The following is a 14,696-nucleotide window of genomic DNA, read 5'->3' as shown; positions in this document are numbered from 1 at the left end:
CTGCCGGAACACCGGCTGCACCCCCAGGACACTGTTGCGCACGAGCGCGATCGTCACGTCTCGCCGAGGACCGACCTCACCCTCCAGAACCCGGCGGTCGACGAGAACAAGAACGCCTGCCGAAGCGAGCGCGATGCCGGCGACCTCGTCATCCGATGAGCCGCCGGCATCGCCGTCGCTTCATGCCACGTCTGCAGTGTTACGCGGGCACCGTGAACAGCAGGCAGCTGCTCGTGGCGTGGGCGAGCAGGCGGTCGTCCGCGTCGACCAGTTGAGCCTGGGCGAGAGCGGTGCGACGACCGGCATTGAGCACCATGCCGATGGCGCGCACCCGGCCCGTGTCCACGGTGATCGGCCGCAGGAACTTCACGGTCAGGTCGAGAGAGGTATAGGCCATGCCCTCAGGGAGCGTGGATTGCACGGCGCAGCCCGCCGCCGAGTCGAGCAGCGTGGCGAACACGCCCCCATGCACAGTGCCGATCGGGTTGTAATGCTCCTCGCCCGGCACCAGGGAGAAGACTGCGCGGCCGTGCTCCACCTCGTCCAGGTCGAAGTCGAGGGTCTGGCCGATCGGCGCACCCGAAATCCGCCCTGCCTGCACCTCACGCAGGAAGTCCAGGCCCGCCATGCCGCGGGCCGCCTGCGCCGGCATCGCGGGATCGTCCCAGCTGTACGTACGTGTTCGCCCCACAGCCCAGCGCCTTCCTTCTGATCAGCTGGCTTTCTCAGGTGAAGCTAGCCTCGCCCTCATCTGACTGTCAATGACGAAGCCAGGGGCTCTACGATGACGGGATGAAGTGGCTTGAGGTGAGCACGGAGAACTGCCCCGTTCAGCGTGCGCTCGATGTGGTCGGCGAGAAATGGACACTGCTGATCCTGCGCGACGCCGTCAACGGGGTGCACCGCTTCGACGACTTCCACCGTCACATCGGCCTCTCGGAGGCCGTCCTCAGCGACCGCCTGCGGAAGCTGACCGCGGCCGGCGTGTTGAAGGCCGTCGCCTACCGGGAGCCAGGCCGCCGCTCCCGCAACGAGTACCACCTGACCCGTAAAGGCTGGGACCTGTGGCCCGTCCTGGTGGCGCTCAGCCAGTGGGGCGAGACGTACGCCCCCGGCCCCGAGAAAAGCCCCGGTCCCGTCCTGGACGTGACCCACACCGAATGCGGCGCCCCGGTCCACGTCGCCGTCCAGTGCTCCACGGAGCACACCCCCCTGACCCCCGAGGACGTCACCGTCCGGCTGGGGCCGGGTGCGCGCCGCCCCTCCTGAGTAGTTGGCCAGGGCAGGGAGCCAGGTGGTTGCGGGATTTCCTGGTACTGGAGTCGCCGGCCGCTCTCAAGGGGCGAATGCGACGGGCCGTTCCGGCGGATGGTACGGAACCGGAACCGGCCTTCCTGGAGCCCGGGAGCGACACCAACTTCGTTGAGACGCGCGGGTGGTGGGCCACGGGCGGCAAGTAACCCGCACCTCGCACCCCAGCACCCGTCAACTCTCCGTGTGAACGAGTACGCTGACGCCGCAACAGTTCGAGGGAATACAGAGGGTTGTCACCACTCGTGACATTTGATAAACGCACGGTATCCGCGAGCCGCGAGCCGCGAGCCGCGAGCCGCGAGCCGCGAGCCGCGAGCCGCGAGCCGCTGGAGCGGTGACGGCGGCGTAGCGTTTCGGGGTGGCCATGCTCGGTAGCCAGCCCCTTCGTGTTCCCGTCGGTGTCGACGCACAGCGGTGGAGCACCTTCCACGGCGAGCGGACGATCGTCGCCGCCGCGCGCACCGTCACTTCAACGGTGCGGATTCTTGAGACAGTTCCGGCTCTCCTCAGGGACGATCCGCGGATCACGCTCGTCTTCGCGTACGACCCCACGTCCGCCTTCAACAACGGCGTCCTCGACGTGCTCCACGACGCGGGATGCCGGGTCATGCCCTGGGAGCAACTGGCCCGGCACGAGCCCGACCTCATCGTTTCCGCCAGCGAGAACGTCGATGTGCCCGACGGTCAGTGCCCCGTACTGGTGCTGCCGCACGGCGTCGGGTTCCAGAAACACGTACCGGATTCCCGGAGTTCGGCCACGAGGCTGTCCGGCATGGTGCCTGATGCCCTCCTCGACAGCGGACGCGCGTGGCTGGCCGTGTCCCACCCGGATCAGGCGGACCAGCTGATCGCGCACCGGCCCAAGGCTGCCGGACGCACGCTGCTCGTGGGCGACCCCTGCTTCGACGAACTCCTCATCTCCCGCCCCCGTAAAGAGACTTATCGACGGGCGCTGGGAGTTCCGGAGGGGCACCGTCTCGTCGTGGTCAGTTCCACCTGGGGCCGTACGTCGCTGCTCGGCCGGCACACCGATCTGCCGACGCGGCTGCTCGCGGAACTTCCGTACGACGAGTACCGCGTCGCGGCCGTCGTCCACCCCAACGTCTGGTCGGCGCACGGCCCCGCGGAGGTGCGCCGACTCCTTGCCTCAGCGCTGGATTCCGGGCTGATCCTGCTGCCTCCGGTGCACACCTGGCGAGCGGGACTCGTTGCCGCCGATCTGGTCGTCGGGGATCACGGGTCCGTGACGCTCTACGGCGCGGCGCTCGGCAAGCCCGTCCTGCTCGCCGCCTTCGGGGACGACGCGGTCGCGGGCACGGCGGCCTCGACGCTGCGTGAGCACGCACCGCGACTGGACCTCGGGGCGGGCCTCCGACGGCAGTTGGAGCAGGCGGCGGAGGACAAGGAGCAGGCCACCGAGCCCGCGGGAGAGGCAGTGGCGCGGCGGGCGTTCAGTGACACGGGCCGGTCCTGGTCACGGCTGCGGAGTTCGCTCTACCGCCTGGTGCGCCTTGACGAACCCGTGCGGAGCGCGGCCCCGCTGCGCGCCCTGGCGCAGCCTCGGCTCACGCTCCCCGAAGTCACCTCGTGGACCGTCAGCTCCACGGCCTGGTCCGACGCCGGACGCTCCCATGTGTCGGTGTGCCGTTACCCCGCGGTGGCGGCCGGTTCCGTGGCTCCGGGTGTCGAAGCAGGTGAGGCGCCGGAAGCCGCCCCGTACGTGCACCTGGCCTGCCGCGCCGACGAGCGCGACCGGCGACTGGCCGAGAGCGCCTCGGTGCTGCTGCGTGAAGAGTCCTCGCCGTCCGGGGAGTTGGCGGCCCACTGGCTTCGCGACACCCTGACGAGCTACCCGGGGTGCAGCCTCGCCGCGACGTACGTGGCCAACCGCGCCACCACTTGGGTCGGCCTGCGCCAGGAACAAGAACAGGGGCAGGGGCAGGTGATTGAGGTCGTCATCCCGGCCGAGGGCCCCTCGACATCTGCCGCCCTCGCCGCCGCCGTCGTGTACACAAGCCTGCGCTCCGGGGACCTCCGCCTGGACGGTCCGGCATCGAAGGTCACCCTGCACGTGGGAAGCGACCGCCGTACGGAGGTCTCCCTGAGCGCCGCGCCGAGCGCGGAGCACCCCTCCCAGCCCTGACCTGATCCCCCAGCCCTCAACCAGCGGCGCCACCACCACCCTCCAGTCGTACGCGGAGCGCCTCAGCGAGAGGACTTCCGGTGTCGTCGTAGATCTTCGACGCTCGGGTCAAGTGCTCCCGTACGACATCGGCTGTGGCTCCGGCGCGCTCCTCCACGTCGGCCAGCGCGACGAGCGCTTCGGCCTCGTAGTGGTGGGCTTCCTTCTGCTTGAGCACTGCCGCTGCCGACCGCAGGAAGTCGGCGGCTTCGTCGGGGTGGCCAAGTCGGTCGTGTGTGACGCCCAGGGCCAGGGTCGCGCGGGCCGCCATCCTTCGGTCGTCGAGGGCCGTCAGCCTCTGCCGTGCGTCGTGCAGAGAGCTCAACGCCGCCTCATGGTCACCCAGGGCGCTCTGCGCGCACCCCAGGAAGTAGCGGACGATGGCCACACCGCGCCACTCCTCCGCCTCGGCATTGACCTCGATGGCGCGTTCATACGCCTCGATCGCGCGCGACGGGTCGAAGCGATCCCAGTAGCGGCCGGTGAACTCCATTACCGACGCGGTCAGTTCGGGCTGCTGGGCGATGTCGGCACAGGCTGCGGCCGCCTCCAGTTCGGTACGTGCCCGGTCGTACTCCCCGAGGTCCATCAGCGGCCTCGACAGCAGGCTGCGCAGCCTCGCCTCGGCCGCAGGCACCACGGCCGCGGCGGCCGCAGCGGCTCCCAGCTCTAGCGATTCCTTCCACTCGCCGAGGTGGCGGTGGTGCAGGAACAGTACGGTGAAGGCTTCCGCCAAGGGCCAGACGAGCCCGTGGAGTTGGTGCTCCGATGCCTCGCGCAGCACGGCCAGGATCGTGGCGCGTTCCGCATCGAGCCAGTGCAGCGGGAGTGGCGCGCCCTCCGCGGCGAACGGGTTCTGGGACCGCGCGAGGAGCGCGTCGAGGTCGGCGATCCGCAGCCGGTCCTGCCGTTGGGCTCGGTCCGCGAAGGCGGCGAGCGCGAGGCATTGGGTCGCGACCCGCTCGATGAGGTCCTTGTGCGCGCCCTGCGGCTCCTCCTCGGCCGCGCGTTCGCGTGCGTACAGGCGGACCAGGCCGTGCATGCGGTAGCGGCCGTCCCCCGTGGGCTCCACCAGGCTTGCTCGCTGCAGTGCGGCCAGGAGCTGCTGGGAGGTGGTCGCGTCGATGTCGGCCGCGGCAGCCGCGAGTCCCGCGTCGAAGGCCGTACCGGGCAGCCACCCGAGGAGCCGGAAGAACCGGGCGGTGTCTGCCGGGAGTTGGCGGTAGGCGTCGGTGAAGATCGCGGACATGGAGTGCTCCCCACCCAGTGACAGGCCGGACAGCCGTCCGGACTCCTCGTCCAGGACGTCGGCCAGCGCTTCGAAGGTGAGCCCAGGGGTCATCTGGACCCTGGACGCCACCACGTGCAGAGCGACGGGAAGGCGGCCGCAGAGCTCCACAAGCCGCTCCGCCGCGGTGCGTTCCCGCTCGACGGCGTCCGGTCCGCAGCGGTCCGCGAGGAGGTGGAGCGCGTGGTCGGCGTCCAGCGGCCGCAGGGAAAGGAGCCGGGCGCCGTCGAAGGCGGCCAGCTCTCCGAGCTTGATGGTGCTCGTGGCGAGGACGACGCTGCCCGGCTCTTTCGGTACGAGTGCGCGTACCTGCGCGGGTTGGTCGACATCGTCGAGGAGGACGAGCAGCCGGAGCCCGGCGGAGCGGCTGCGGAACAGACTCGTGCGCTCAGCGAGCGTCCGGGGGATGTTGGCGTCGCTGACGCCCAGCGCGCGCAGCCCCATGCCGACCGCTTCGGACACGTCGGCTCCGCCTCGACCCGAGCCGCGCAGGTCGGCGAAGTCGACGTAGATCTGGCCATCGGGGTACCGGTCCTTGAACCTGTGCGCGTACTCCCTGGCCGTCGCGGACTTGCCGACACCCGGCAGGCCGTCGAGCACGCCGACGCCCACGCGGGTGGGGGCGGCCGCGCCCTCCTCGGTGAACCAGGCTCCCAGCGTGGAGAGATCCGCCGTGCGGTTCACGAACCGGACGGTCTGGGGCGGGACTTGGTCGGGTTTCACTCCTTGCCCGGTCTCCGGCAGGGCCGGTGCCTGGAAGTAGATGTCCCGGATCTGAGCGGCCTGCACGACCGTTCCCTGCGGCCCGCTGACGGTGGCGTGCTGCGCGATCGGGGTGAGGTCCTCGAGGAGACGCCGCAGTTCCTGCTCGGCCTGCGAGTCGGCGGCGAGCGCGTGCCTCAGCCGCTCGCGCAGGGACTCCACGACCCGGTCGGCCGCGTCGTCGTCGCCCAGCTCCTGGGCTTCTTCCAACGCACGGCGCGAGGCCTCGAGTTCGTCCTCGCCACCACTGCCTCCGCTACCACCGCTGCCTCGACGGCGCCGGGCGAAGAACTCCGTCATCCGGGTCCTCGCCTGCCCCCATCCCTCGGTCACCATCTGCGCGACCAAGGCTGTGGCCACCGCCGCCGCCAACGCCTCCACGACTCCCCCTCACTCCGTCCGCCCGGCGAGAACTCCGCCCGAAGAGAACTCCGTCAGGCGAAAACTCCGCCAGAAGGCAACCGTAGAGAAAGCCGTGGGGCCTTGGGTACCCCACTTCGCCCCTGGCAGAGCCGAACCCACCGAGCCCTCAAGGGACCGTCAACCAGGCAGCGCCATCAGCCCAGCGGGACCATCAGCCAGGTAGGACCACGAGCCAGCCGGGACCACCAGTCACGCCGAACCCTCCCCCGCCCCCCGCAACCGCAGAGAGATCGAGTTGATGCAGTACCGCTGATCCGTCGGCGTCGCATACCCCTCGCCCGCGAAGACGTGCCCCAGGTGCGAGCCGCAGCGGGCGCAGCGGACCTCCGTGCGGAGCATGCCGTGGGAGCGGTCCTCGATGAGTTCGACGGCGTCCGAGTCCTTCGGGTCGTAGAAGGACGGCCAGCCGCAGTGGGACTCGAACTTCGTGCCGGAGGTGAAGAGTTCGGCGTCGCAGGCACGGCAGGAGTAGACGCCGGTGGTCTTGGTGTCGGTGTATTCGCCGGTGAAGGCGGGCTCGGTGCCGGCCTGGCGCAGTACCGCGTACTCCGCCGGGCTCAGCTCCTCGCGCCACTGCTCGTCGGGCTTCTCGACGTCGTACGACATGGCTTGCGTCCCCTCAGTGCGACTGGTTCGGCTGGGTCGACCGGTTCGATCTATTCAGCCGGTTCGACTGGATCTACCGGTCCGAGTTGTTGGACAGGCGGTCCAGGATCCGCGGGCCGAGGTCCGTGACGTCGCCCGCTCCCATGGTGAGAACGAGATCGCCGGGGCGGGCCATTCCCGCGATCACGTCCGGGACGGCGTCCTTGGCGTGCTCGGGGGTGACGTCGGCGCCTGCCGCGCGAGCGGCGTCGATGATCAGCTCGCTGGTGATGCCGGGGATCGGGTCCTCGCGGGCCGGGTAGATGTCGAGGACCACCGACCCGTCGGCGAGCGCGAGCGCCTGCCCCATCTCGACGCCCAGCTCCTGGGTGCGGGAGAACAGGTGCGGCTGGAAGACGACCAGGATGCGGGAGTCCCCGGCGGCGCCGCGGATGGCCTCCAGGTCGGCGTTCATCTCGGTCGGGTGGTGCGCGTACGAGTCGATGACCTGGACGCCCGCGGCCTCGCCCTTGAGCTGGAGGCGGCGCTTGACTCCGGTGTACTTGCCGAGCGCGGAGGCGAGGTTGTGCGCCGGGATACCGAGGGCGACACCGGCGGCGAGCGCGGCGACGGCGTTGTGGGCGTAGTGCCGGCCGGGCACGGAGACGGTGAACGTGAGCAGCTTGCCGTCGAGCAGGACGGTGACCTCGCTGCTCAGTCCGCGCGGGGTGACCTTGTGGATGCGGACGTCGGCGGACTCGGATTCGCCGTACGTGACCACCTTGAGGCCCGACAGGTCGCGGATCCGGCGGGTGAGCTCGACAGCGCCGGACTGGTCGGCGGCGATCACCAGGGTGCCGCCCGGGACGACCTTGCCGGTGAAGGTCTCGAAGGAGTCGTAGATCTCGTCCATGGACGCGTAGTTGGCGTGGTGGTCGAGCTCGACGTTGAGGACGATGGCGACCTCGGGGGCGTACTTGTGGAAGCTGCGGTCCGATTCGTCCGCCTCGGCGACGAAGATCTCGCCCTCGCCGTGGTGGGCGTTGGAGCCGGGGGCGTCCAGGTCGCCGCCGATGGCGTACGACGGGTCGAGGCCCAGGGCCGAGAGCGATACGGCGAGCATCGAGGTCGTCGTCGTCTTGCCGTGCGTGCCGGCCACCGCGATGGGGCGGAGTCCGGTCATGAGGGAGGCGAGGGCGTCGGAGCGGTGCACGACGGGGACGCCGCGCTCCTTGGCGGCGGTGAGCTCCGGGTTGTCCTCGCGGATCGCGGAGGAGACGACCACGGCGGAGGCGTCCGTGGCGAGGTGCGCGGCGTCGTGGCCGATGTGCACGGTCGCGCCGCGCTCGCGCAGCGCGTCGGCGGTGGCCGACTCACGCGCGTCGCTGCCCGCGACGTGGGCGCCGCGCTGCGCCAGGATCTTCGCGATGCCCGACATTCCGGCGCCGCCGATCCCGATGAAGTGCGGTCGGTCCATGGCGGGGGGCAGGCCGGGGGTCATGTACGTCTCCTGGGCGAGCTGGCTGTACGGGGGCGGCTCGGGTGGGTCCGGTGGCCGCGCCCCCGACCGTGCTCGGGGGCGTGCCCCAGCCTATTCGCTGTGCGTGGGGTGCCCGCGTATCGGCTCCCGGCCTGTGGAAAACCTTGGTTCCGCTTACCCGGAACCCCGGCACGGCCCCGGCACGTACGGCCCCGCCCCCGCACGTAAGCCCACGGCACGGCCCCAGTACAGTCCCGCCCCAGCGACCAGCCCCTACTCGCTGTGCGCGTAAAGCTTGAGCACCGGAACGCCCACCTTGTGGCGGGCGCGCGAGGCCCAGTCGCGGTGGAAGAACTCCTCGACGTAGTGCGGGGCGGTCAGCACGATCACCTCGTCGGCGTTCGTCTCATCGGAGACGGACTTCAGCAGGTCGATGGGGTGGTCCTCGACGAGCTGTCCGACGGCTTCGCTGCCCGCGTCGCGCAGGACGCGCAGGGAGTGCTCGAGGGCGCGGGCGGCGGGCCGTGTGGCGTCCTGGCCCTCGGGTTCTTCGCCTTCGTGGACCGCTTCGTCCAGCTCGCCGAGCGCCACGTCGTCGAGGGCGCGAAGGAGGCGGTCCTGGTCGCCGCGCGGCTGCATGAGGACGACGAAGGAGACCGGCTGGTCACCATGGAGCGTGGTGACGAACTCCACGTCCACCGACGACAGGGGCTTCTCGATCATCAATACGCTCGTGAACGACACAGCGGGCGCCCTTCTCCTTCGGGGGCTCTGGGCCCCTGCGGAAACCATCCTGCCGGGTGCGCGGGCAGGGTCTGTGTCCCTGTGCGCACCGCGGTTGCGAGTTTTAGTGTGCCCAGCGGAAGCGAAACGGAACGGCTAATTCCGCTGAATGTCAGGACCGACGGTAGCGGCTGAACAGGAACCCGTCCTCTTCCAGCAACGACACGAGCGAGAACCGCTCAGGCACCGTCATTCCCGGTCCCCCGGCGATCCGCTGCGCACTTCCGGCGGTCAGCATCGGTGACACGGTCAGACAGAGCTCGTCCAGGACACCGGCCGCCACGAACTGCCCGAGCAGGGTCGGCCCGCCCTCCGTGAGCAGCCGGTTCAGGCCCCGCTCGGCCAGGGCGCGTACCACCCGCGCGGGCTCCACACCCCGGCCGTCACCGGCGATCAGCACCTGGGCGCCCGCTGCCTCGGCTGCCTGCCTGCGCTCGGCGGAGGCGGACGCTCCGGTCAGCACCAGGGTCGGCACCAGCGGCTCGGTGAACAGCGGCAGCGAGAAGTCCAGGTCGAGGCTCGCGCTGATCACCGCGACGGCGGGGGCGGGACCCTGACCGGCCGCCGCGCGGCGTCCTGCGAAGGCGTCACGCGCGCGTGCGGGCCGATAGCCCTCCTGGCGTACCGTTTCCGCACCCACCACGACCGCGTCCGCGAGGCCCCTCAGGGTGCCGAAGATCCGCATGTCCGCGGCGCACGAGATGGGCTGCGAGCGGCCGTCGTGCTGGGCCGCGCCGTCCAGGGTGGAGACCATGTTGGCCCGCAGTACGGGACCGCCGGTCCCGGCGTACGCGTACCGGTCGGCCAGTTCCTCCAGGCTCCACTCCCGGTCGCCTCCGGGGTACGGGCCGGGGTCCGCCCCGGAGTCCCTCGCTGGTGTCTGGTCGGTCACAGGGAACAGGCTGCGCATGTTCCGCAGTCTCGCACGGCCCTTAGAGTTAAGAGCTGTGTCGTCCTCCTCCCCCGCTTCCCCCGCCGCAGCCGGTACGAGCCCGATAGCGGACCCGTCCCCGCTGTCCCTCTGCGCCCGCGAGCCGCACGTGCCCGCCGACCGTCTGGTCGCCGAGATGGTGCCGCCGCCGCGCTTCCAGTCGGCCCGCTTCGAGACGTACGTCCCCGACTCCGGGCAGCCCAGCCAGGCGCAGGCCGTCGACGTGCTGAGCGGCTTCGCGGCGACGCTGGGCGGAGCGCACGCCACCGGCTCGGGCCGCAGGCGCTGGTTCTCCCGCAAGGCGGAGGCCAAGCCGACCGGCCCGCGCGGCGTCTACCTCGACGGTGGGTACGGCGTCGGCAAGACCCACCTCCTGGCCTCCCTGTGGCACGCCACCCCGGCCGAGCCCGCCCTGAAGGCCTTCGGCACGTTCGTGGAGCTCACCAACCTGGTCGGCGCGCTCGGCTTCCAGCAGACCGTGCGCACCCTCTCCGGCCACCGGCTGCTCTGCATCGACGAGTTCGAGCTCGACGACCCGGGCGACACGGTCCTGGTGTCCACGCTCCTCGGCAAGCTGGTCGACGCGGGCGTGGCCCTCGCGGCGACGTCCAACACGCTGCCCGGCAAGCTCGGTGAGGGCCGGTTCGCGGCCGCCGACTTCCTGCGCGAGATCCAGGGCCTGTCCGCGCACTTCCGCGCGCTGCGCATCGACGGCGAGGACTACCGCCACCGCGGCCTGCCCGAGGCCCCGCCGCCGTACAGCGACGAGCGGGTCACCAAGGTCGCGTACGCCACGGACGGCGCCTCCCTCGACGACTTCCCGCACCTGCTCGAACACCTCGCGAAGGTGCACCCGAGCCGGTACGGCGCGCTCACCGACGGCCTGGAGGCGGTCTGCCTGACCGGCGTGGGACCGGTGCCCGACCAGTCGACGGCGCTGCGGCTCGTGGTTCTCGCCGACCGGCTCTACGACCGCGAGGTGCCGGTTCTCGCCTCCGGGCTCCCCTTCGACCAGCTTTTCAGCGAGGAGATGCTGAAGGGCGGCTACCGCAAGAAGTACTTCCGGGCGATCTCCCGCCTCACCGCCCTGGCCCGCGATTCCCAGCGGATCCCGGGCGCGCAGGAGGGCTGAGTCCTACGGGAGTTCGGGGCGGCGTCCTTCCGCGGTGCGGCGGGACGCCGCCCCGGAACCTTCTGCGCGGGCACGGAAATCCGCCTCCTCTTGTGACGGACACGCAAATCCGCTTCTACGCGCGTGGTTCCCGGAGCCGCAACTGCGTGGTACACACAGCGGGTCGTATTCCTGTCCGCCAGCAGGGAGTTGCCCGTATGTCCGAAACACGACCGTCCGACAGCCCCTCCGCGACGAGACGTCAAGTCCTCGCCAGGACCGGTGCGTTGGGTGCCGGCATCGCCTTCACCGGCGCCATCTCGGAACTCTTCGCGGGCACCGCCGCCGCACACGGCAAGGCCGGATACGGGCCGCTCGTGCCCGACCCGGACGGACTGCTCGATCTGCCGAAAGGCTTCCGCTACAAGGTGCTGTCCCGCGAGGGCGACGAGCTCCGCTCGGGCGAGGGCAAGGTGCCGAGCAATCACGACGGCATGGCCGCCTTCCGGGGCCGTAACGGCGGCGTCCACTTGGTGCGCAACCACGAGAACCGGGTCACCGCGAAGCTCGCCGTGCCGACCGTCGAGGGCCTGACGTACGACCCGCAGGGCAAGGGCGGCTGTACGGCGCTCGCGCTCGACGGGCGGAACAACGTCCTGGACGAGCGCGTCGCCATCGCCGGTACGGCCGTCAACTGCGCGGGCGGGCCGAGCCTTTGGGGCACCTGGCTGACCTGCGAGGAGACCGAGGACAAGGCCGGTACCAACGGCTACACCAAGGACCACGGCTTCATCTTCGAGGTCGACGCCGTCGACCCGCGCCGCACGGGCGCGGTGCCGCTCACCGCGATGGGCCGCTTCCAGCACGAGGCGGTCGCGATCGACCCCAGGAACGGCACCGTCTACGAGACCGAGGACGCCTTCGAGAAGCCCTTCGGCCTCTTCTACCGCTTCCTGCCCGAGAAGCCGCTCGGCGGCGTCGGCTCCCTGCAGGCGGGCGGAAAGCTCCAGGCCATGCGGGTGCCCGGGGTCGCGGACCTGTCGAAGATCCAGGAGACCGGCGCGAGTTTCGACGGCATCGAGTGGGTCGACGTACCCGACCCGCTGGCCGCCCAGACCCCCATCCGCCACCAGGACTTCGGCCCGAAGGGCATCACGCACGCGCAGAAGCTGGAGGGCTGCTACTGGGGCGGCCGGAGCGTCTACTTCGTCTCCAGCTACGCCAAGAGCGCGGAGGGCTCGGCCGCCGACCACTACGGCCAGATCTGGCGGTACGACCCCTCCGAGGGCCGCCTCACGCTCGTGATCGTCTTCGGCCCCGACTCCGACCTGCAGCTGCCCGGCGAGGAGCCGGACAACATCTGCCTCGCACCCGGCGGCGGCCTGATGGTCTGCGAGGACGGCGAGGGCGCCCAGCACGTGTACGGCCTGACCCGGCGCGGTGAGGTCTACGCGATGGCGCGCGGCCGGCAGAACATCGGTACGCCCGAGGAGCCCGAGTGGGGCGAGTTTGCGGGCGTCACGTTCTCCCCCGACGGGGACACGATGTACATGAACTGCTACAAGCCGGGCACCACCTTCGCGGTGACCGGCCCCTGGCACGACTGACGGCACCGGCCGCGTCCGCCCTGCCCAGGGGCGGACGCGGCCCCCGTCACCGCCTCCCGGCACCGGTCGCGGCGGCCCCCGTTCCGGCGCAGGATCGGGGGCACTGGCCGGAAGGGGTGCGCGGTGGCGAAGAAGGACGCGACGAAGAACAGCGAGCGGAAGCCGGGCGGCAAGAGCGGCAAGAAGTCCACTCGCCCCGGCGCCTCCCCCGTACTGAGCGAACTGCTGCGGGTCCCCGAGGGCGAGCGGGTCGACCTGGGCGGACTCGACACCCGCGCGACCCCGGGCGGCCCCTCCGGCAAGGCCGCGGGGCTGAGCGCGACGGCCCTGCTCGGGGAACGTCTCGCGGAGCTCCAGGAGCGCCTGTACGCGGCCAGCACCGGCGGCGACCGGCGGCGGCTCCTGCTCGTCCTCCAGGGCATGGACACCAGCGGCAAGGGCGGCACGGTCAAGCACGTCATCGGCCTCTTCAACCCCTCCGGCTGCCGTATCAAGGCCTTCAAGACCCCCACCGCCGAGGAGCTGAACCACCCGTTCCTCTGGCGTGTGATCAAGGCGCTCCCGGAGCCGGGCGAGATCGGCATCTTCGACCGCTCGCACTACGAGGACGTGCTCATCGCACGCGTCCGCGAACTGGTCCCGCGCAGCCAACTCGGCCGCCGCTACGGCCAGATCAACCGTTTCGAGAGGACCCTGAACGACGACGGCGTGACCGTCGTCAAGTGTTTCCTGCACATCAGCCCCGACGCCCAGCGCGACCGTCTCCTGGAGCGCCTTGACCGCCCGGACAAGCACTGGAAGTTCAACCCGACGGACATCGACGAGCGCGCCCTGTGGCCCGCCTACCAGGAGGCGTACGAGATCGCCCTGGAGCGCTGCTCGACCCCGGTGGCGCCTTGGTACGTGATCCCCGCCGACCGCAAGTGGTACCGGAACTGGGCGATCAGCAAGCTCCTCCTCGAACACCTGGAGGCCCTGGATCCCGCGTACCCGAAGGCGGACTTCGACGTGGCGGCCTGCCGGGAGCGGCTGTTGCGGCAGGGCTGAGGCAGGGCTGACGCGCGGCGGCCTCGGGGTTCAGTGGCCCAGGTCCGGCGGCAGCGCCCCCGTAGCGCCGTCGGCCTTGGCCGCGTCGGCGACCGCTTCGGCTGCCGCCTTCGCGGCCTTCGCGGTGTCGTCGGCGGCCTGGGCGGACATGTTGTCGGCCGGCTTCTCGCGGGTGGCCGGGGACTGCGGCAGGTCCACGTTGAAGGCCTTGGAGACGCCCTGGAGCGCGGAGGTGATCTCGCTGGGGATGACCCAGAAGTTGTTGCCCTGGCCCTGCGCCAGCAGGGGCAGGGTCTGGAGGTACTGGTAGGCGAGCAGCTTCGGGTCGGGGTCGTTGCGGTGCACGGCCTGGAACACCTCGTCGATGGCCCGCGACTGGCCCTCGGCCTGGAGGATCGCCGCCGTACGGTTGCCCTCCGCGCGCAGCACGGCGGCCTGCTTGTCGCCCTCGGCGGTGAGGATCTGCGACTGCCGCTGTCCTTCGGCACCGAGGATCGCGGCCCGCTTGTCGCGCTCGGCCCGCATCTGCTTCTGCATCGCGTCCTTGATGGTCTGCGGCGGGTCGATGGCCTTGATCTCCACCCGGTTGACGCGCAGCCCCCACTTGCCGGTGGCCTCGTCGAGGACGCCGCGTAGCTGGCTGTTGATGGTGTCGCGCGAGGTGAGGGTCTTCTCCAGGTCCATGGAGCCGACGACGTTGCGCAGGGTGGTGACGGTCAGCTGCTCGACGGCCTGCAGGAAACTCGCGATCTCGTAGAACGCCGCACGCGGGTCGGTGACCTGGAAATAGAGGACGGTGTCGATCTCCACGACCAGGTTGTCCTCGGTGATGACCGGCTGCGGCTTGAAAGAGACGACCTGTTCCCGCAGATCGATCACCGGGTGTACGCGGTCGATGTACGGGATCACGAGATTGAGACCGGGATTCAGCGTGCGATGGTAACGGCCGAGCCGTTCGACATTCCGCGCGCGGGCCTGCGGAACGATACGCACCGCCCGCATCACGGTGAAGATCGCGAAAAGCGCGACGATCAGTCCGACGATGAGAAACGCAGACGTTTCCATGGTGTCAGTCCCGGGGGTAGACGAATGCGGTCGCGCCGCTGATCTCCATGATGTCGACGGTCTTTCCCCGAGGAATCACCAGCGTCTCGTCATACGCGCGGGCCGTCCACTCCTCGCC

General features: G+C 70.6%; 13 protein-coding genes. 5 read left to right on the top strand and 8 right to left on the bottom strand.

Annotation, left to right across the window (positions count from 1 at the left end; genetic code table 11):
- Positions 1-199: 199 nt before the first annotated feature.
- Positions 200-691 carry a PaaI family thioesterase gene (locus GUY60_RS10885; protein WP_161696367.1) on the bottom strand — a complete coding sequence of 164 codons (492 nt, stop codon included), beginning with the start codon at positions 689-691 and terminating at the stop codon, positions 200-202.
- Positions 692-792: 101 nt separating this feature from the next.
- Here GUY60_RS10885 and GUY60_RS10880 point away from each other — a divergent pair, with 101 nt between their 5' ends.
- Positions 793-1,269, top strand: a complete 477-nt coding sequence (locus GUY60_RS10880) for a winged helix-turn-helix transcriptional regulator (RefSeq protein WP_161696365.1) — start codon at positions 793-795, stop codon at positions 1,267-1,269.
- A gap of 409 nt (positions 1,270-1,678) precedes the next feature.
- The gene (locus tag GUY60_RS10875; RefSeq protein WP_161696381.1) at positions 1,679-3,457 is read left to right on the top strand and encodes a UDP-N-acetyl glucosamine 2-epimerase; all 1,779 of its coding nucleotides are present in this window, start codon (positions 1,679-1,681) and stop codon (positions 3,455-3,457) included.
- A gap of 16 nt (positions 3,458-3,473) precedes the next feature.
- On the opposite strand, the gene GUY60_RS10870 is transcribed toward GUY60_RS10875, so the two are convergent.
- From GUY60_RS10870 to GUY60_RS10850, 5 genes are all read right to left on the bottom strand, one after another.
- The gene (locus GUY60_RS10870) at positions 3,474-5,927 is read right to left on the bottom strand and encodes a tetratricopeptide repeat protein (protein WP_312866251.1); all 2,454 of its coding nucleotides are present in this window, start codon (positions 5,925-5,927) and stop codon (positions 3,474-3,476) included.
- Between the two features lie 231 nt (positions 5,928-6,158).
- Complete coding sequence (gene msrB / locus GUY60_RS10865) at positions 6,159-6,575, bottom strand: peptide-methionine (R)-S-oxide reductase MsrB (RefSeq protein ID WP_161696363.1); 417 nt, start codon at positions 6,573-6,575, stop codon at positions 6,159-6,161.
- Positions 6,576-6,648: 73 nt separating this feature from the next.
- The gene (gene murC / locus GUY60_RS10860) at positions 6,649-8,055 is read right to left on the bottom strand and encodes a UDP-N-acetylmuramate--L-alanine ligase (RefSeq protein ID WP_161696361.1); all 1,407 of its coding nucleotides are present in this window, start codon (positions 8,053-8,055) and stop codon (positions 6,649-6,651) included.
- A 252-nt stretch (positions 8,056-8,307) separates the two neighbouring features.
- A complete protein-coding gene (locus tag GUY60_RS10855) occupies positions 8,308-8,757 on the bottom strand; it encodes an indole-3-glycerol phosphate synthase (RefSeq protein ID WP_161696379.1) in 450 nt (149 codons plus the stop codon).
- A 172-nt stretch (positions 8,758-8,929) separates the two neighbouring features.
- Entirely contained in the window at positions 8,930-9,727 is a 798-nt protein-coding gene (locus tag GUY60_RS10850; protein WP_161696359.1) for a pyrimidine reductase family protein, read from the bottom strand.
- On the opposite strand from GUY60_RS10850, the gene zapE reads away from it, so the two are divergent.
- The 3 genes from zapE (at position 9,726) to GUY60_RS10835 (ending at position 13,513) form a co-directional block, all read left to right on the top strand.
- Positions 9,726-10,880, top strand: a complete 1,155-nt coding sequence (gene zapE, locus GUY60_RS10845) for a cell division protein ZapE (protein WP_161696357.1) — start codon at positions 9,726-9,728, stop codon at positions 10,878-10,880. The genes GUY60_RS10850 and zapE overlap by 2 nt on opposite strands.
- 197 nt (positions 10,881-11,077) lie before the next feature.
- Positions 11,078-12,466 (top strand): alkaline phosphatase PhoX, encoded by a 1,389-nt coding sequence (locus GUY60_RS10840; protein ID WP_161696355.1) that lies wholly within the window; start codon positions 11,078-11,080, stop codon positions 12,464-12,466.
- Between the two features lie 213 nt (positions 12,467-12,679).
- Positions 12,680-13,513 (top strand): polyphosphate kinase 2 family protein, encoded by an 834-nt coding sequence (locus GUY60_RS10835; RefSeq protein WP_188132394.1) that lies wholly within the window; start codon positions 12,680-12,682, stop codon positions 13,511-13,513.
- 30 nt (positions 13,514-13,543) lie between these two features.
- On the opposite strand, the gene GUY60_RS10830 is transcribed toward GUY60_RS10835, so the two are convergent.
- Both GUY60_RS10830 and GUY60_RS38895 read right to left on the bottom strand, forming a co-directional pair.
- Positions 13,544-14,578: an SPFH domain-containing protein gene (locus tag GUY60_RS10830; RefSeq protein ID WP_161696350.1), complete on the bottom strand. Its 1,035-nt coding sequence runs from the start codon at positions 14,576-14,578 to the stop codon at positions 13,544-13,546.
- A gap of 4 nt (positions 14,579-14,582) precedes the next feature.
- The coding region (locus GUY60_RS38895; protein ID WP_187369980.1) for an NfeD family protein at positions 14,583-14,696 on the bottom strand (114 nt) is incomplete at its 5' end.

The organism is Streptomyces boluensis, from assembly GCF_009908195.1.
Classification (GTDB): Bacteria; Actinomycetota; Actinomycetes; order Streptomycetales; family Streptomycetaceae; genus Streptomyces; species Streptomyces boluensis.
This window is presented reverse-complemented; position numbering and strand designations above follow the sequence as displayed.